This window comes from Mesorhizobium zhangyense (assembly GCF_011045115.1).
GTDB lineage: Bacteria > Pseudomonadota > Alphaproteobacteria > Rhizobiales > Rhizobiaceae > Mesorhizobium_M > Mesorhizobium_M zhangyense.
Genome location: NZ_JAAKZG010000001.1, coordinates 710,813 through 727,010, shown reverse-complemented (window position 1 = coordinate 727,010; position 16,198 = coordinate 710,813). Strand labels below are relative to the sequence as shown.

Annotated in this window: 17 protein-coding genes and 1 tRNA gene; 5 read left to right on the top strand and 13 right to left on the bottom strand. The window is 60.2% G+C overall.

Going from position 1 to position 16,198, the window contains the following annotated elements; translation table 11 throughout:
- Window positions 1-189: 189 nt before the first annotated feature.
- Both G6N74_RS30475 and G6N74_RS03610 read right to left on the bottom strand, forming a co-directional pair.
- Window positions 190-726, bottom strand: coding sequence for a helix-turn-helix transcriptional regulator (locus tag G6N74_RS30475; protein WP_205826495.1), 537 nt, complete (start codon window positions 724-726; stop codon window positions 190-192).
- A 133-nt stretch (window positions 727-859) separates the two neighbouring features.
- Window positions 860-1,093, bottom strand: coding sequence for a helix-turn-helix domain-containing protein (locus tag G6N74_RS03610; protein WP_165114368.1), 234 nt, complete (start codon window positions 1,091-1,093; stop codon window positions 860-862).
- Between the two features lie 129 nt (window positions 1,094-1,222).
- On the opposite strand from G6N74_RS03610, the gene G6N74_RS03605 reads away from it, so the two are divergent.
- On the top strand, window positions 1,223-1,558 hold the full coding sequence (locus tag G6N74_RS03605) for a hypothetical protein (RefSeq protein ID WP_165114366.1): 336 nt from the start codon (window positions 1,223-1,225) through the stop codon (window positions 1,556-1,558).
- 226 nt (window positions 1,559-1,784) lie between these two features.
- Window positions 1,785-2,078, top strand: coding sequence for a hypothetical protein (locus tag G6N74_RS03600; protein WP_165114363.1), 294 nt, complete (start codon window positions 1,785-1,787; stop codon window positions 2,076-2,078).
- A 430-nt stretch (window positions 2,079-2,508) separates the two neighbouring features.
- Here the strand turns inward: G6N74_RS03600 and G6N74_RS03595 are convergent, their stop codons facing one another.
- From G6N74_RS03595 to G6N74_RS03565, 7 genes are all read right to left on the bottom strand, one after another.
- Window positions 2,509-2,670: a hypothetical protein gene (locus G6N74_RS03595; RefSeq protein WP_165114361.1), complete on the bottom strand. Its 162-nt coding sequence runs from the start codon at window positions 2,668-2,670 to the stop codon at window positions 2,509-2,511.
- 97 nt (window positions 2,671-2,767) lie between these two features.
- Window positions 2,768-3,196 (bottom strand): hypothetical protein, encoded by a 429-nt coding sequence (locus tag G6N74_RS03590; RefSeq protein ID WP_165114357.1) that lies wholly within the window; start codon window positions 3,194-3,196, stop codon window positions 2,768-2,770.
- A gap of 147 nt (window positions 3,197-3,343) precedes the next feature.
- Window positions 3,344-3,420 (bottom strand) — tRNA-Pro (locus tag G6N74_RS03585).
- Entirely contained in the window at window positions 3,411-4,724 is a 1,314-nt protein-coding gene (locus G6N74_RS03580) for an O-antigen ligase family protein (protein WP_246245614.1), read from the bottom strand. The genes G6N74_RS03585 and G6N74_RS03580 overlap by 10 nt, the downstream gene beginning before the upstream one ends.
- Complete coding sequence (locus G6N74_RS03575; RefSeq protein WP_165114354.1) at window positions 4,721-6,253, bottom strand: undecaprenyl-phosphate glucose phosphotransferase; 1,533 nt, start codon at window positions 6,251-6,253, stop codon at window positions 4,721-4,723. The genes G6N74_RS03580 and G6N74_RS03575 overlap by 4 nt, the downstream gene beginning before the upstream one ends.
- A 43-nt stretch (window positions 6,254-6,296) precedes the next feature.
- A complete protein-coding gene (locus G6N74_RS03570; RefSeq protein ID WP_165114450.1) occupies window positions 6,297-7,481 on the bottom strand; it encodes a glycosyltransferase family 4 protein in 1,185 nt (394 codons plus the stop codon).
- 74 nt (window positions 7,482-7,555) lie between these two features.
- Window positions 7,556-8,119 (bottom strand): polysaccharide biosynthesis/export family protein, encoded by a 564-nt coding sequence (locus G6N74_RS03565; RefSeq protein WP_165114352.1) that lies wholly within the window; start codon window positions 8,117-8,119, stop codon window positions 7,556-7,558.
- A gap of 252 nt (window positions 8,120-8,371) precedes the next feature.
- Between G6N74_RS03565 and G6N74_RS03560 the strand changes: the two genes are divergently transcribed.
- Window positions 8,372-10,543 (top strand): GumC family protein, encoded by a 2,172-nt coding sequence (locus tag G6N74_RS03560; RefSeq protein WP_165114350.1) that lies wholly within the window; start codon window positions 8,372-8,374, stop codon window positions 10,541-10,543.
- 28 nt (window positions 10,544-10,571) lie between these two features.
- Here the strand turns inward: G6N74_RS03560 and G6N74_RS03555 are convergent, their stop codons facing one another.
- Window positions 10,572-11,789, bottom strand: a complete 1,218-nt coding sequence (locus G6N74_RS03555; protein ID WP_165114347.1) for a GNAT family N-acetyltransferase — start codon at window positions 11,787-11,789, stop codon at window positions 10,572-10,574.
- 88 nt (window positions 11,790-11,877) lie between these two features.
- Between G6N74_RS03555 and G6N74_RS03550 the strand changes: the two genes are divergently transcribed.
- Window positions 11,878-12,936: a polysaccharide deacetylase family protein gene (locus G6N74_RS03550; RefSeq protein WP_165114345.1), complete on the top strand. Its 1,059-nt coding sequence runs from the start codon at window positions 11,878-11,880 to the stop codon at window positions 12,934-12,936.
- 10 nt (window positions 12,937-12,946) lie between these two features.
- Here the strand turns inward: G6N74_RS03550 and G6N74_RS03545 are convergent, their stop codons facing one another.
- On the bottom strand, window positions 12,947-13,162 hold the full coding sequence (locus G6N74_RS03545; protein ID WP_165114343.1) for a DUF2842 domain-containing protein: 216 nt from the start codon (window positions 13,160-13,162) through the stop codon (window positions 12,947-12,949).
- 151 nt (window positions 13,163-13,313) lie between these two features.
- Between G6N74_RS03545 and G6N74_RS03540 the strand changes: the two genes are divergently transcribed.
- Window positions 13,314-14,405, top strand: a complete 1,092-nt coding sequence (locus G6N74_RS03540) for a COX15/CtaA family protein (protein ID WP_165114340.1) — start codon at window positions 13,314-13,316, stop codon at window positions 14,403-14,405.
- Here G6N74_RS03540 and G6N74_RS03535 read toward each other — a convergent pair.
- Both G6N74_RS03535 and argC read right to left on the bottom strand, forming a co-directional pair.
- Window positions 14,395-15,234, bottom strand: a complete 840-nt coding sequence (locus tag G6N74_RS03535; protein ID WP_165114337.1) for an aminoglycoside phosphotransferase family protein — start codon at window positions 15,232-15,234, stop codon at window positions 14,395-14,397. The two genes, G6N74_RS03540 and G6N74_RS03535, sit on opposite strands and share 11 nt — an antisense overlap.
- Complete coding sequence (gene argC / locus G6N74_RS03530; protein WP_165114335.1) at window positions 15,235-16,173, bottom strand: N-acetyl-gamma-glutamyl-phosphate reductase; 939 nt, start codon at window positions 16,171-16,173, stop codon at window positions 15,235-15,237.
- Window positions 16,174-16,198 lie beyond the last annotated feature (25 nt).

Here is a 16,198-nt window from a genome sequence, read left to right as displayed (position 1 = left end):
AGTTTTGACAGCTTTCTTGCCGAACACGCTTTCCTGGAACAGACGCCCTTCAGTAAGTATCCTTATGTCGTCAGCAGCATCGCGGTCCGCGGTCTTGGTGGACGCATAGTATTGGATTCCCCGAACGGAACCCCGAAGGTACCAATATCCGCCGCGCTTGAAGAGCGTGAGGGGCATCTAAGCGAACCCTTACAGGTTCCAAGCCATCGTGGCCTCATAGAGATCATATTGTTCGCCGCCCAATTTGGTGAGCAGGAATAACGGTCTCATTTTCTTGTCGTAACCCGTCAATTTCACGAGCTTATAAGCCACTAGTTCGTTCATCGTGGCTTCACCAACTCCATCCATGGCGTCGATGGTCTGGGCTTGGGGATCTCGTCTGCCCAACTTTTTTAACGCAGTCTTCTGTCGGAGATTCAATTGGAACTTCGGCGGAGGTGGAACAGGATTTTCTCTCACCCACTTTTGCAGAGCAGTTTCCGATCCGTTCAGCCACTTCTCATATGGATCCTCGTCGACCGATGCCGTAGGCAGCCCCAAGCCGGCCAGCTTATCAAGAGTAGCGTCGATGGCACGCCGGTCCCATCGCGTTGAGCCGAATACAGGCTTCGGCAGATGCCCAGCCGCAACCCAGCCGGAGAACGTCGCAATGCTTACTCCTAGATAGGCGGCTGCTTCTGGGCGCTTCATGAGACGAGGTTCGAGGCGGGACGATTCTGTATCCATGACAACTCGCGATGTTAGCAGTCGCGGCATAGATTCCACAGATGTTGATCTACAGCAACCCCCTGAAAACACTATGCAAATTGGCATTTTTGTCATGTCGAAACATGCATTCGGGCATATGCCCTCTCGTGCTCTAGCGAAGGCGCACTCCTGGACCGCCTGGTGTCGTTTCGCCGTCTGCCAAAAAGCTGACGCCGGCCGCCTCGAGGGCGGTGCGGATGGCTTCCAGCGTGCTTACGCGAGGATCTGTAGTGCCTCGCTCAATGTTCTTAACACTCATTTCCGACACACCTGCAGCTTTTGACAGGTCAGTCTGTTTCCAGTTTATGAGTGCTCTGGCGGCGCGTATCTGTGCAGATGTGATCATTGCCGTAGGGTATTGTAAAAGACCTTCTAGGGCAAACAAAATAACCGGTAGGGTTATTTTATGGTTGACAGCGCTAAATTAACCACTAGGGTTATTTTCATAACCATACGGGTTAAGAAAGGCACACAAATGACCACCCACCTCCCACTCACCGCCGAGTTTTGTGCAAGTTTCGATTTCGGGGCGCATCCCACCCCAGAGCAGTACGCTCCTTCCGTCCAAGTCGCCGGTAGCGACCAATTCCGCCTAGCAGCCCGCGCATATGGACTTCTTCATCGTAGCCGCGACGAGTTAGCCAAAACGTTCGAGACCATCGATGGCGCGGACGGACTGTTAGATCTAGCGGACCAACTGGCGACCTCCATCGCTGCGGCCACCAAGCTTTCAGAGATGCTCAAGGTCGCGCATTGCCGCATCGTTGCAGCGGCATCGTATGCGGAGGTGAATTGGAGGCTGGCGGAGTAGGGTGAAGTGGTAAGCGCGAAGGGTACTTGACTTTGCAATATTAATTCACCTCTATTGGCAGCGCATCCCGAAAGGGACAGCTCAGCCCTTCAGTGGGCCTCGCCGCTTCGAAAACCTACTAGCGGCCTTTCAGCTCAAAATGCACCCATTGGGTGAACATAGAAGCTTGTCCATCGACAGGCATTGTTGAAACGTTCGGCTGCGTGCCGGCGAGAGGAGAAATGTAATGGATAATAGTGATTTGGCCGAACTGTTTACCGAACAGGCGGAATGGCGTGAGAGCAAGGCGGAAGCATTTCCGAATGATGATCGGAATCTCGATGCAGCAAAGCTATTAAGGCACCTTGCAGATACGGCTCAAATTGTACCGCCCGGCGTCATCAAGGCCGCCGAGGAACTTTATGAAGACGCGCCGGATGTTGAGACGTGGCATGAAATGATCAAACAAATCGGCTTTCACCGGTTTCCTGATAATGCAGAGAAATTCCTGCGAGATTATATCGCAGCACGAACAACCTAATCCTGAAGGCACGTCCGTTCAGAACGGTTAAATATGAAAGACGTGTGGCCGGTGAGACGGAAGTCCATTGCTTTCCACACCGGCCAGCGCGGCGCCTGATGTTCACCGCATGGAGAAATTGCCGAGATTCGGTGTCGGCCGTCAATTAAGTGATGGCTGACACGCCTCAACCCCCAAGGTCTTGGCGCGTCAGCCTTGCGGCTGCCCCCAGGCTGCCGCGTGGGGATAGTTCTGGATCTTGACCAGATGGTCAAGATCTGGAGAGGCGTTTCCAACGTAAACAATTCGTCATTGTCATTGTGATGTTACATGCCCTAATGGCCCGCGCGGGCGCGGCGGCGACGGTTCGGCTTGCCGGACAGGGTTCTCAGGCAGTTCTGCCGCGTCCGCTCCGCCTGCCAAGAATGCGCTTCTAGTTGTCGGTGTGATCCTAAAGACCACCGCCGTCGAAACCGCCGACATCCGGTCCGCTGGGAACTGCTTCCCGGCCGGAGAAGTCCTTCAACTTTCGGCGCTCCATCCAGATCAAGATGCAACCTGCGATGAAGGCGAGCACTCCTGCACCAACAATTACAATCGCGTAGGTCGGCATCTGTGCGTCTCCCATCGGTTGTCAGACCAAAGATAGCGCATAAGGTCACGCCGTCCAGCTTTACGGGCTAACAGAACACCCGCCTCTACGAGAACAGTCACATCGGCCGAGCCGCATTTTTCCAAGCAGCCTCGGCGCGCTCGAGCATGCCAATCAACGTTCGAATGCCGTCCTTGCCTGCTAGATTCGCATATGTGTCAGGAATTCGCGTCGCTATGACCGTGATTCCATAGCTAGGGAGCGTGTAGGGCACTCTTTCCAGAAACAGCGACGCCGGTACGATAATGCTATCGCTATTTGTGCGAAAGGTCTCACTCGCCGAACTTCCAAAAACACCGAACGAGTTGGGTGGCGAGGTGATCTCAAGTGTTAGCCTGTATCCGGTGCCATCAGCCTCGTAAGTCCCGATATACCGCGCACCCGCAGAGTCGTTGCCCTCGATTCGGCCCTGGTCGAGCTTGAGAACGATTGCTGACATACCTGCAATGCCGACGGCAGCCAGTGAGTAAAGACCGTCAATTGGCAATTTTTGCCCCCGCACCAGATTGAGACCGGATTATGCAGGCTAATGACATGGCCGGCAACCGCGGCGCGCGGGTACTTTATGCTGGCTACAGGGAGGCTATAATTTTTGTAGCCAATCTGGGGGATTAGGCTAACTATTTGATTTAATTGGTCGGAGTGGCCGGATTCGAACCGACGACCCCTTGACCCCCAGTCAAGTGCGCTACCGGGCTGCGCTACACTCCGGACCGGTTGCTGTCTATCTGCATATGCCTTTGTCGGTCAACCGAAATTCGTGGCCGTGATCGAGTTCGTTGTGCATCTGCGCGAATGGCGTGCTGATGGCGATATTCCAGTCCTATTCCACCCCAGATCAGCCCGAGCAGGAGATAAAAGTGCCGCCAGTGGTCGGTGTCGATGAAGGTGCCGAGCGCGATATGGCCGATGAGCACGACATAGGCGCATAGGACGTAGGGTTGCCATGGCCGGTCGCGGAACAGGATGCGGAAGCCGCTGGTGAGCGTCCAGCAGATCATGGTCAGCCAGGAGACGAAGCCGAGCCAGCCATAATCCATCAGCGCTTTCAGCCAGATGTCGTGGGTGTCCTCACCATAGATCTGGCCGAAGACCAGCGGGCCGATGCCGAAGGGCTTTTCCAGCGCCAGCATGAAACCGATGCCGTAGCGGGCAAAGCGGCCGAGGCGGGCGCTGTCATAATCCTGGGCGAGTTGGGCGCGTGCGGTGAACAGTTCGGCAACACTTGGTATCTGCAGCGCGATCAGCAAGGCCAGCGCCAGGAACAGAAATGCCGCAACGCTCATGACGACGATTCGCAGGCGAAAGCGGCCGCTCGAGCTTTGCAGGAACAGCGCGCCGGTGAGCAGGATTGCGGACGCTCCGAAAAGGCCCCAGGCGCCGCGCGAGAACGAGAAGAAGATACCGCCGACGATGATCAGCAGTGGCACCGCGTAGATGAACATTTTCGCAGGACTGCCAGTCAGCAGACGGTGAAGCAGGTAGATGCCGGGCAAGGCGAGGAAGGGCCCGAAGACATTGGGGTCTTCGAAGGCGCCGGCGGCGCGCTCATATTTGGTGAACATGTCGGCGCCGGGGAAGGCGTGGAAATAGCCGAGAATGCCGAGAAGCGAGGTGACCACGGCTGCCGTGACATAGGCCAGGAAGATGACCCGGTAGAGACCGGGCTGCATCTCCGTGACGGCGGCGAAGAACACGGCGGTGAACGCCAGGAACAGCGACACGGCCAGATAGAGCGGCGTGTTCATCAGGTCCGACATCTGGCTCATCGAGATCATGCCGCCGATATTGAAGGTGATCAGCAGCACCAGCAGCGGCACGACGGAGCGTGACAGGCGGAGGCCGAATAGCGCCCAAATGGCGATCAGTCCGGCCATATAGAGCTCGTACGGCGCCGGTTCGTTGATGACGAAGCCTGACAGAAGCACGCCAAGGCCGACTGCGCCCGAGGAGATCAGCGCGATCAGCTTGGCGTTGACCGCAGCCCGCGGCAGTTCATGGGTGATCGCGCTCAATAGGCGTTTTCCGTGTTGAGCAGCCGCACAGGCGTCAGGCAGAGGATTTTCAGGTCCAGCCAGAGCGACCAGTTCTCTATGTAGAACAGGTCATATTCGGTGCGCATCCTGATCTTCTCGTCGGTATCCATCTCGCCGCGCCAGCCGTTTATCTGCGCCCAGCCGGTTACGCCGGGCTTCACGCGATGGCGGGCGAAATAACCGTCCACGACTTCGTTGTAGAGAAGGTTGTGCGATTGGGCGGCGATGGCATGCGGGCGAGGGCCGATCAGCGACAGGCTGCCGAACAGCGAATTGAAGAATTGTGGCAGCTCGTCGATCGAGGTCTTGCGGATGATGCGCCCGACGCGTGTAACGCGCGGATCGTTCTTGGTGACGCTCTTCTTCGCGGAAGGATCCGACATGTCCGTGTACATCGAGCGAAATTTGTAGACTTCGACGATCTCGTTGTTGAAGCCGTGGCGCTTCTGCTTGAACAGCACCGGCCCCTTGCTGTCGAGCTTGATGGCGATTGCCGTTGCCAGCATCACCGGCGAGAAGACGATGATGCCGAACAGGCTGAAGATGATGTCGAAGGCGCGCTTCGCCACTGAATCCCAATCGTTGATGGGCTTGTCGAATATGTCGAGCATCGGCACCGAGCCGATGAAGGAATAGGACCGCGGCCGGAACTGAAGCTGGTTGGAATGCGCCGACAGCCGGATATCCACCGGGAGCACCCAGAGCTTCTTCAAAAGCTGCAACACGCGCGCCTCGGCGGTGATCGGCAATGAGACGATCAGCATGTCGATGCGGGCGATGCGGGCGAATTCGATCAGTTCGCTGACATTGCCGAGCTTGGGATAACCGGCGACGATCGGCGGCGAGCGCTTGTCGTCGCGATCATCGAAAATGCCGCAGATGCGGATATCGTTGTAGGGTTGCTGCTCGACCGAGCGAATGAGGGCTTCTGCGGATTTGCCGCCGCCGACGATAACGGCGCGGCGTTCCATCCGGCCGTTGCGCGCCCATTGTCTGATCACGCGCGACAGGAACAGCCGCAGGCCGAAGATTAGCGCCAGTCCGATGAGGAACCAGGAGCCGAACAGGAGGCGCGAAAACCCTTCCGAAATCTTGAGAAAGAAGCCGGCAAGCGCCAGCAGCGCGAAGGTGGCCGACCACATCAGCACAATGCGCCCGAAACTGGAGAGCGGCCGCATCAGCGCGGAGATCTGGTACAGATCGTTGAATTCGAGCAGGATCACCATCAGCAGCGACGCCGCGCCGATGATGACCGGATAGTGCCAGAAGAGATGCGTGGTCAGCCCGACATGGAACGCAAAGAGCGCGAAGCCGGGCAGGAACAGAAGCATGAATTCGACGAGGCGCATGACGCCGCTGACCATGATCGGCGACATCGTATCGCGGCGATATTGCGAGGCGACCTGGAGCGCGACCTTGTTGAGCTTGACGGGCTGGCCTGGGGAGCCAGCGTCAACTTTCCGGACCGCATTGATCGAAAAGCGGTGTGGAGGTTCAATCTCGTTCATGGTCAAGACCCGCAGATTACGGATCATATCTAACAGTCAGGGGCTAAGAAACCCTTGAGACTATCGGTCGCTTCAAACCGTCTTTCGGTTCGGAAGTCTTGCGGCCCAGTGCCGAGAAGTAGGTTTTTTCGATCTGCGCGGCCATGACGTCGGCGCCGAACCTGGCTTTCAACTCGGCCGGCGTCGGCATGAAGGCGCGGTAGGCGTCGGGATCGAGAAGCGCCTCGCTCATCTTCGCGGTCAACTGGCTGGCCAGCGGGTGCACAAGCGCCGGCGAGCCGATGCCGAAGATTTCGGGGATTCCGCCAACGGCAGTCGCGATCATCGGCATGCCTGCACCAAGCGCCTCGAGCACGATGTAAGGCATTGCCTCGGCGCGCGAGGGAACGACGATAAGCCGCGCGAGTGAAAAGGCTTTTCGCGCCGGCATGGGCGGCAGGAAGCGCACCCGGTCGGCCAGTTCGAGACGTTTCACCTGCGCATGGTAACGGGGCAGATCCTCGCCGTCACCGACCATCACGGCGGTGACCTTGCGTCCGAGTTTTGCCTCGGTGGCGGCGAGCGCATCGATGAAGAGGTCAGGACCCTTCAGGTCACGCATCATGCCGATATAGAGGAAGTCGGCGGCGTCTGCGGCAGGTGGGACGGGTTCGAATTCGGCGGCGCGAAGACCATTGTAGACAAGCCCGTGCGGCGGGCGCGGCGTGCCGATCTTGCGGCGGAAGGTCCGCTGCTCATAATCCGAGACGAACAGCAGGTGATCGGTGAAACGCTCCATCAGGCGCTCGAGCCCGAAGAACATTTTCCCCGTCGTCGTCGTTTCGTCGTAGTGCAGGCTGCCGCCATGCGGCGAATAGAGGCGGGCAACGCGAGACCTTGAAACCCGCAACAGCGAGCCGAACATGCGGGCATAGACGCCACCCTTGGCGCCATGTCCGTGCAGGACGTCCGGCTGCAATTCCTTGATAATCCTGTATGTGCGCAAGGCCGCAGCCATGTCGCCGGGGCCGATATGGCGCTGCATCGGCGTGCGCCATATGCCGAGCGCCAGCATGTCCTTCATGTCGGAAAAGAGGCGTTCCTCGTAGTCGCCGCCGGTGGTGGAGTCGCATACGATGCCGACCTGGTGGCCGGCTGCGACCTGAGCTTCAGCAAGATCGCGGACGTGGCGGAAGATGCCGCCGACCGGCGAACGGAAACAGTGAACGATGCGAAGCCTTTCGCCCACGCTCCTCTCGCTGCCATTTGCATGCTGGTTCATGATCTCTTCCGTAAGTTGAAACCAATCTTACGGACGAGGGATTAAAAAAGACGTTCGCGAACGTAGATTGTGTCGCCGGGCAGCAGAGGATCGGATGTGACGACCCTGCCGGTCATCACCTTGCCGTTGATGTCACGGGTGATATCGACATTCGCCTGGTTGGCGCGTGCCGAGAAGCCGCCTGCAATGGCAATCGCCTTTTGTACCGTCAGTCCCGGAACGTAGGAATACTGGCCGGCAGCGCCCACTTCGCCCATGACGAAGATCGGACGGTAGCGATCGATTTCGACGGAGACGTCAGGATCGCGCAGAAAACCTTGCCGAAGCTTGGCGGCAAGCGTTGCCTCGATCTGCTGGGCGGTGTTGCCGCGCGCCGGCACCGCGCCGACGAGAGGGAAGGCGATGTAGCCAGACTGATCAACGCTGTAGGTATTGGTGAGGCCTTCCTGTTCGAACACCGTCACGCGAATGCGGTCGCCGGCTCCGAGCCGGTAGGGTTGGTCAAGCGCTTCATGAAAGGCTGCCGGTGCAGGGCGGTAGCTGGAGCAGCCGGCAAGCAATGCCGCGACGAGCAGTGCGTGAAAGGCGGGACGAAAGCTTTTCATGACCGGACGGACACCTTTGGCTGCGCGCTGGACTCAAGTTCAGCGACTTCGATGTTGCCGTTATCGTCTTGTTAGGGTTAACGCCCGGTAAAGCCCGTGGCTCTTTTGGGCTGATCCAACTACGTATAGTTGCATTAGGGTCGGCTTATTAACGCTCTGTCAATCAAGGAAAACAGATTCTTTCCAGCATCTTAACCGATGGGTTACCATAGATGTTTACCATAAGAAGCATCCGATACTGGAGCAGGATGCATGTCAGGCGCTCAATCAACTGCCAACGATATCGATGTCGACCTTGGAACGCTCTTCGCCTCGCTTGCGAGGAACTGGCTGCGCATCCTGCTGGTCGCGCTCGTCGTTACCGGAATTGCCTTCGTCCTCGCCTGGATGGCGACGCCGCATTACAAAGCCGAAACCCGCATCCTGATCGAAACCCGCGAATCCGTGTTTACCCGGCCGGAAACCGGCAATGCGGAGGCTGACCGTCCGATCCTCGACGAGGAGGGGGTGACCAGCCAGGTCGAGGTGATCTCGTCGACTGATATCCTGAAGCAGGTATCGCAGAAGCTCGGCCTCTCGAAGCTGCCCGAGTTCGATCCTGCCGCCAATATGTCGCTTGCGACGCGTTTGCTGGTGATTGCCGGACTTAAAAGCGATCCGCACGAAATTCCTGCCGATGAGCGCGTGCTGAAGGCATTCCGCGAGAAGCTGAAGGTTTACCGCGTTGAAAAGTCACGCGTTATCGTCATCGAGTTCTCGTCCGAAGATCCGCGGCTCGCAGCCGAAGTGCCGAACGCGGTTGCCGACGCCTATCTGTCGGTGAGCCGGGATGCCAAGCTCCTGTCGAATTCCGACGCCACCGACTGGCTGGCGCCCGAGATCGCCGACCTCAGCAAGCGCGTCAAGGAAGCCGAGTCGCGTGTTGCCGATTATCGCGGCAAGTCGGATCTGCTGATCGGGCAGAACAACGCGGTCCTGTCGACGCAGCAGCTTTCTGAATTGTCTTCCGAATTGTCGCGGGTGCGCGCCAGCCGTGCGGCATCCGAGGCCAACGCCGAAAGCATGCGCAAGGTGCTGCAAGGCGGCGGTTCGGTCGATGCGTTGCCGGGCGTCCTGTCGTCGCCGCTTATTCAGCGACTGCGCGAACGACAGGTGCAGCTCAAGGCCGATATCGCCGACCTGTCGACGACATTGCTGGGGAATCACCCGCGTGTTCGCGCGCTTAATTCGCAGCTTGCAGACCTCGACCGTCAAATCCGCATCGAAGCCCAGAACGTGCTGAAAAGCATCGTGACGGAGGCGCAGACCGCGCAGATGCGCGAGAGCCAGATCGTCGCCGATCTCAACACTTTGAAGGCCGCTTCCGCGCGCTCCGGCGAGCAGGAGGTCGAACTGCGCGCTTTGGAGCGGGAGGCGACTTCGCAGCGGCAACTGCTCGAATCCTACATGACCCGCTATCGCGAGGCCGCATCGCGCAAGGACCGCAACTATCTGCCGGCCGATGCCCGCATCTTCTCCCGCGCAGTCGTTCCGGCGGAGCCATACTTCCCGAAGATCGTGCCGATCGTAGGCGCCGCCTTTGTCGCCTCGCTGCTGATCATGGCTGTGGTGACGCTTTTGCAGGAATTGTTCTCCGGCCGTGCAATGCGCCCGGCGCCCGGCGCGCATTTCGATCCGGTCGAGCAGGTGGCGATGCCCGTCGTTCAAGCCGACGTGAGTGAGGAGCCTGCCGTGAAGGAATATGATCAAGCCGCGCCAATCATTTCTTCCAAAGCGGAGCCGGAGGCCGAGGACGATCACGGCGAACTGTCCAGGCCTGAGCGCATGCTGGGTGAGATCGGCATCGAGCGTGCTGCCGAAAAGCTGATTGCCGGCGGCGCCATGCGAGCGATTTTCGTGTCGCCCGAGGGTGACGAGGCGGCGGCGACGTCGGTCATGGTTGCCCGCGAGGTCTCGGATGCCGGATTGCGGGTGCTGCTTCTCGATCTTACCGCCTCGGGTGCCGCTTCACGTCCGATGCTCGACAGTGGCCACTATCCCGGCATAACCAATCTCCTGTCGGCGCAGGCGCAGTTCACCGACGTCATCCACGCCGACCATTATTCCGATTGCCACGTCATTCCGGTCGGCACCGCCGATCCGGTTCGCGCCATGCGCGCCGCCGACCGCCTGCCGATCATCCTGGAATCGCTGACCACCGCCTATGATATCGTCGTGGTCGAATGCGGCCCGATCGATGCCGACGGCATCCGCCGGCTTGTCGGCGAGGGCACGGAAATCTTCATCAGCATGCTGGAACCGGACGAGGACGTGCTGTCGGCAGCCGACAACCTCCGCGAGGGCGGTTACCACGGTTTTATCCTGGTTACGCCCGCCGGCTATGAACTGCCGACGTCGCCGGTGCCTGGAAGGAACGTGGCGTAAGCGCCGCGTTCCCTTCGTTTCCCTAGGATCAATCTTCCGCCGGCGTCGCCGATCCACCCGCAGCCCGTTTGCGCAGTGCCTTCGCGATCTTCCAGATAAACGGGCTGTTCTTTACAAACGCCTTGAGGCGCGCGGTCGCTCGCGTGCCGGCTGCGAACATCCGCCCCTTGGCCGTGAGTGGCAGCACGATGTCGACATGGCGCGTTTCGATATCGCACCAGAGCCGCTTGTACGGCTCGTCGCCGACGCTGAAATCGTAGATATCGAAACCGTCGGCGCAGGCGACGTTTATATTGTCATAGAACAGGAACTCGCCGGGGCTGCTTGCAGCCAGCTCGTCGTCGGAGATCGCGCCGAACTCGCAGATGAGGCGTTTGCCGCACTGACTGGTGCCGGTGACCGCGCGCAACACGCCGCCGACTTCGAGCGCTTCCAGCGTGAAGATTGGCTGGTCGGCATTTACGCTCCCTGCAAACAGGGCATGGAAAAATGCCTGTAGTTCAGGCTCTTCGAAAACATTGGCGATACCCATCTTGCGGAAGCGCTCGACCTTCATCGCCAGGAATGCGTCGAACAGGCGCTGCGTTTCATCGCCGGTTTGCGCTATGAGACGCCGGTAGCCGCCGGCTGCCTCGAATTTCCGCGTCTGCGCCCGATGTTTCTTGCGCTTTCGCTTGGCGCTCGTGCGCTCCAGAACGGCGTCGAACCCGCCGTCGAGATCGACGCTGAGCGCGATGTTCGGGGTAGGGGCATTAGGAAGGGCGAGCAGGGGATTGGCAGTGCCGTCGAGATCGGTGGCGACGCGCTGGAGCATGAGGGCGTCGATATCCGGACGCGCTTTGCCGATAGCCTGCATCAGGCCGATGATGTCCGCCTCGCTGGCCGACTGGAGCCATTTCGGCAGGGCAGGCGCGAAATTGCCGTTGGCATGCGTGCCTCCCATGAAGCGGGCGACGCGAAACGGCCCGACCTTGACGACTTCCAGCGCCAGCGCGAAAACCGCCTGTCCATTGCTGGTGATCGTGGCGATCAGGCTGTCGAGGCGTATCTGCCTGACCCAGGTCTCGACCCAGAGCGCGCTCTGGGCAGGCGCGAAGACGCCGTTTGCACAGAGCCGCGCATAGGAGGAAAGTGCTTCCGGCGTGGCCGTCGAAATCTCCGTATGCGTGGAGTAAGCCTCCAGCCGAGCTGAAGGATACTCTTGCGTGGACGGTTCGATTCCAAATGACGCTGTGGCGTCAACCATACCTCAATCCTTCGCGGCTAATGCTGGTCGCCTGTCTTGCCGTAGGAAGGCGCTGTTTCAACGGATTGTAGCGCCAAAAGGTGAATTAATGATCGACGGGGGCGATACGTTGCGCAGGCTGGTGCTGAACGCGGTCGGATATTCCGGCCTGGCGCCGCTCGCCCGTCCGCTGGTCGGTGGCATCGGCGCGGTCCTGATGCTGCATCGGGTCACCGCCAATCTCGAAAGACCCGACGGCGCCAATCGCCACCTCAACATCGCGCCGTCCTTTCTCGACGCGCTGATAACCGACATGAAGGCAGGCGGCACCGAATTCGTGACGATGGACGAGGCGCTGGAGCGCGTGCGGCGTGGCGGCAAGGGCGGCCAGTTCGCCACGCTCACCGCAGATGACGGCTACCGCGACAATCTCACCGAAGCGCTGCCCGTGCTCGAAAGGCACGGCGTGCCGATCACCATCTACATCGCGCCGGCCTTGATCGACGGCACTGTGGATTTGTGGTGGGAGGCGATCGACGACATCGTCAACGCCCGTGACATGCTGTTTTTGAACACGGCCGAGGGCCGCGTGATGATCGATTGCTCGACGCCGGCCAAGCGGGCGGAAGCCAATGCGCGGCTGCAGGAGTATCTGACCATTGACGTGCGCGAGGAGGACCAGCGCACTGCCTTGCACGAATTGGCGCGTTCATGCGGGGTCGATCCGGCCGCGCCAAGTCGCAAGACGCTGATGAACTGGGACGAGGTAAGGGCGGCGGCCGCCCACCCGCTGGTGACGATCGGCGCGCATACGGTGCATCATTACAGCCTGAAGCGGCTGAACGAGAAGACGGCCCGGCGCGAGATCATCGATGCCGGGCGCATCCTCGAATCCGAGCTTGGCGAGAAACCGCGCCACATGGCGTATCCCTATGGCTATCCGAGCGCTGTCGGTGAACGGGAAGTCGCTCTTGCCAGGGCTGCCGGCTATGCCTCCGCAGTCACGACGCGTCATGGCGTGCTGCGGGCCGATCACGCCGGACATCTGCATGCGCTGCCGCGCATCTCGATCAACGGCCGCTACCAGCGTGTTTCCTACATCCGCACGATGCTTTCAGGCATCACGACGCCTTTGGCGAATGCCGGCAAGATGCTGGTTACAGTTTAGATCTTGGTGATCAGGGCTTCGGCCTCGGCTCGATAATGAGCCATTTGATGATGCCCATCGCCGGCACCACCCAGAGAATGCCGGTGAACAGGAAGAAGGCCAGATGCACCAGCGGGCCGGATTCCGACAGCTGCGCCACCGCGACCGTCGTTGCGACCAGCGCATAGACGATGACCAGCACGATCAGCAGCACGGTTCCGATCAGTTTTTTCAGGCGAATGGGCATGGTTCTTCCTTCGCCGCCGTCCTAAAACTTCTCAGGTCGCTGCGCAAGCCGAGAGCTGGCGCGACGGCGTGTCGCGTGCATGATAGCCTTGTAAGAGCTGTCCCGATGGTCCACCAATCGCCGCGTTTCTAACGGTTTGGAATTGAGAGCCATGGCCGCAATCGCCAACGCTGCACCGCTTGCCTCGCATGACAAGGAACAGCGCAACCGCGCCTTCGTGCGTGGTTGGCTCTATGTCGTGCTCGTCGTGCTGTTTGCGCTGGTTATGGTCGGCGGCGCCACGCGCATGACCGGCTCCGGCCTGTCGATCACCGAATGGAAGCCGATCCACGGCGTCATCCCGCCGCTCAACCAGGCCGAATGGCAGGAAGAATTCGAAAAATACCAGCAGATCCCGCAATATGAGCAGATCAACAAGGGCATGAGCCTGGACGAGTTCAAGGGGATATTCTGGTGGGAATGGGCGCACCGCCTGCTCGCCCGCGGCGTCGGCTTCCTTGTCGCCATTCCTCTAGCCTTCTTCTGGCTGTCGGGCCGTCTCGAGCGCGGGCTGAAGCCGCGTCTCGTCGGGCTTCTGGCGCTGGGCGGCCTGCAGGGCGCGATCGGCTGGTGGATGGTCGCCTCCGGGCTTTCCGAGCGGGTATCGGTCAGCCAGTACCGGCTGGCGACACATCTGACGCTGGCCTGCATCATCATCATGGCGACCGCCTATATTGCGCGCGGGGTTGCGACCTATTCGGAAGCGCCGGCAAATCGCGGCGTCCAGCGCTTCGCCGGCATCATGGTGCTGCTGGTGCTGATCCAGATCTACCTCGGCGGCCTTGTAGCCGGCCTGCATGCCGGCCTGACCTACAACACATGGCCGTTGATGGATGGCGCGGTCATTCCGGGCGACCTGTTCATCATAGATCCTGCCTGGCGCAACCTGTTCGAGAACCCCAAGACCGTGCAGTTCGTGCACCGCATGTTCGCCTATTCGGTGCTGGTCGTGGCCATCTGGCATGCCTTTGCGACGATGCGGGCGCTTCCGGGCACGACGCATGCCCGCCGTGCCTGGGTGCTGGTGGCGCTCATCCTGGGGCAGGCGGCGATCGGCGTCGGCACTCTGCTGGCGCAGGCCCATATCCACTGGGCGCTGCTGCATCAGGGCTTTGCCATGATCGTGCTGATTTTTGCGACCGCGCATTGGCGCGGCACCAAGGGTGCTTATCCCTTGCCGACCGAAATCGCCGTCAGAAGCTAGCCCGCACCGCCCGAACCGCCGCTACGACGGCAAGCTCGCTCGTCTCTTCGGCTTCGTTCTCGTCCTCGGCGTGCCAGGACGAGGACAGGCAGCCCCATGCGATGGCGTGGTCGAGGATCGCGCGCGGATTCTGTCCAAGCACGCGGGCGAAAACCTCGGCCATATAGGCGATGCGCTCCGGGTCCAGCGAGAGATCGTGGCGATGGAGCGGGTTGTAGAAGAAGTTCGCCGCATCGAAGCCCGGATCGCCGAGAATACCCTTCGGGTCGATCACCAGCCAGCCGCGCTTTCCGTGCAGGATATTGTCGTGATGCAGGTCGCCATGCAGCACACGCAACTCATGTGGGTTCGACAGCAGGCGCTCGGCGATCTCCGCCGCTTCAGGATAAGGGCTGTCCTTTCCAGCGTCGCGATCGGCCTTGGCCTTCGTGAACAGGCTGGCGAAGCGCTCCCTGAGCGGCTGCAGTTCAGCCGGAGGAGGGGTGTCGGATGCCGAAAACAGTTCAGCCATCACCTCGACCGCAATATCGGTCGCGTGCCTGTCGCCATGCTCGTTCAACTCGTCGGTGAGCAGCCGGTCGCCGGCATATTCAAGCAGCATGTCATGCCCCTCGAAGCCAAGCAGCCGAACCGCTCCGGCACCGTCTCGCCACGACAGATAATGCGCGCCGCGCAGTTCGTCGGCGACGTCATCGAACGGCTTGAGCGCCTTGACGATTGCCGGATCGCCGTTTTCCTGGCGCACTTTCCAGATGCGGCTCGAAAATGTTTCGGCAATGAGGATCGGGTCGCTGACTTTCCAGCGACCTGGAAAGACGGGCCGATCCATTCAGTGCTTCAGCCCGAGCATCAAATCCATGTTCTGGACGGCAGCACCCGAGGCTCCCTTGCCGAGATTGTCGAGCAGCGCCACCAGATTGACCTGACCCTGGCCGTCGGTGCCAAAGACATAAAGCTTCATCAGGTCGGTGTCGTTGAGCTCTGTCGGATCGAGGCGGGCGAGCTTGGCGCTTTCGGCAAGCGGCACGACCTCAACGACGTCCTGACCGGCATAATGCGCTGCAAGCGCCGCATGGATCCCACCGAGCGTCACCGCACCGTTGAGGTCGGCCAGATGCAGCGGCACCTGAACGATCATGCCCTGTGCGAAGCGGCCGACGGAGGGCGCAAAGATCGGCTTGCGGTCGAGCAGGCCGTGCTGCTTCATCTCGGGAACGTGCTTGTGTGCCAGGGTCAGGCCGTAGAGGAAATGCGGCGAGGCGATGTGCTCCGGGTTTGCCGGATCTTCCATCTGCGCGATCATCTGCTTGCCGCCGCCGGTGTAGCCCGAGACGGCATTCACGCTGACGGGATAATCCGCCGGCAGGATGCCGGCAGCCACCAGCGGGCGGATCAGCGAGATCGCGCCGGTGGGATAGCAGCCGGGATTGGCGACGAGCCGCGCCTTGGCAATCAGCGCGCGCTGCGCACCGTCCATTTCGGCAAAGCCGTAGGCCCAGTCGGGATGCACACGATGCGCGGTCGACGTGTCGATGATGCGCGTCGAGTTCTTGCCTTCCAGGATCGCGACCGCTTCGCGCGAGGCGTCATCCGGCAGGCAGAGAATGGCAAGGTCGGCCGACTTCAGGAAATCGGCGCGCATATCCTTGTTGCGCCGCTCGGCTTCCGGGATCGATAGGACATCGAGATCGGATCGTTCGGCAAGGCGCGTGCGGATCTGAAGCCCCGTCGTGCCGTGTTCACCGTCGATAAAGATTTTCGGTTTCATGTCCTGTAGTCCATTAAACTTTGCA

Excerpts from the sequence above, each read along its gene's own strand:
- G6N74_RS03565 (WP_165114352.1), bottom strand. The coding sequence starts at position 8,119 with ATGAAAAGCTTTCGTCCCGCCTTTCACGCACTGCTCGTCGCGGCATTG.
- G6N74_RS03535 (WP_165114337.1), bottom strand. The coding sequence starts at position 15,234 with ATGGATCGGCCCGTCTTTCCAGGTCGCTGGAAAGTCAGCGACCCGATC.
- G6N74_RS03545 (WP_165114343.1), bottom strand. The coding sequence starts at position 13,162 with ATGCCCATTCGCCTGAAAAAACTGATCGGAACCGTGCTGCTGATCGTG.
- G6N74_RS30475 (WP_205826495.1), bottom strand. The coding sequence starts at position 726 with ATGGATACAGAATCGTCCCGCCTCGAACCTCGTCTCATGAAGCGCCCA.
- argC (WP_165114335.1), bottom strand. The coding sequence starts at position 16,173 with ATGAAACCGAAAATCTTTATCGACGGTGAACACGGCACGACGGGGCTT.
- G6N74_RS03550 (WP_165114345.1), top strand. The coding sequence starts at position 11,878 with ATGATCGACGGGGGCGATACGTTGCGCAGGCTGGTGCTGAACGCGGTC.
- G6N74_RS03560 (WP_165114350.1), top strand. The coding sequence starts at position 8,372 with ATGTCAGGCGCTCAATCAACTGCCAACGATATCGATGTCGACCTTGGA.
- G6N74_RS03555 (WP_165114347.1), bottom strand. The coding sequence starts at position 11,789 with ATGGTTGACGCCACAGCGTCATTTGGAATCGAACCGTCCACGCAAGAG.
- G6N74_RS03540 (WP_165114340.1), top strand. The coding sequence starts at position 13,314 with ATGGCCGCAATCGCCAACGCTGCACCGCTTGCCTCGCATGACAAGGAA.
- G6N74_RS03595 (WP_165114361.1), bottom strand. The coding sequence starts at position 2,670 with ATGCCGACCTACGCGATTGTAATTGTTGGTGCAGGAGTGCTCGCCTTC.
- G6N74_RS03605 (WP_165114366.1), top strand. The coding sequence starts at position 1,223 with ATGACCACCCACCTCCCACTCACCGCCGAGTTTTGTGCAAGTTTCGAT.
- G6N74_RS03610 (WP_165114368.1), bottom strand. The coding sequence starts at position 1,093 with ATGATCACATCTGCACAGATACGCGCCGCCAGAGCACTCATAAACTGG.
- G6N74_RS03600 (WP_165114363.1), top strand. The coding sequence starts at position 1,785 with ATGGATAATAGTGATTTGGCCGAACTGTTTACCGAACAGGCGGAATGG.
- G6N74_RS03575 (WP_165114354.1), bottom strand. The coding sequence starts at position 6,253 with ATGAACGAGATTGAACCTCCACACCGCTTTTCGATCAATGCGGTCCGG.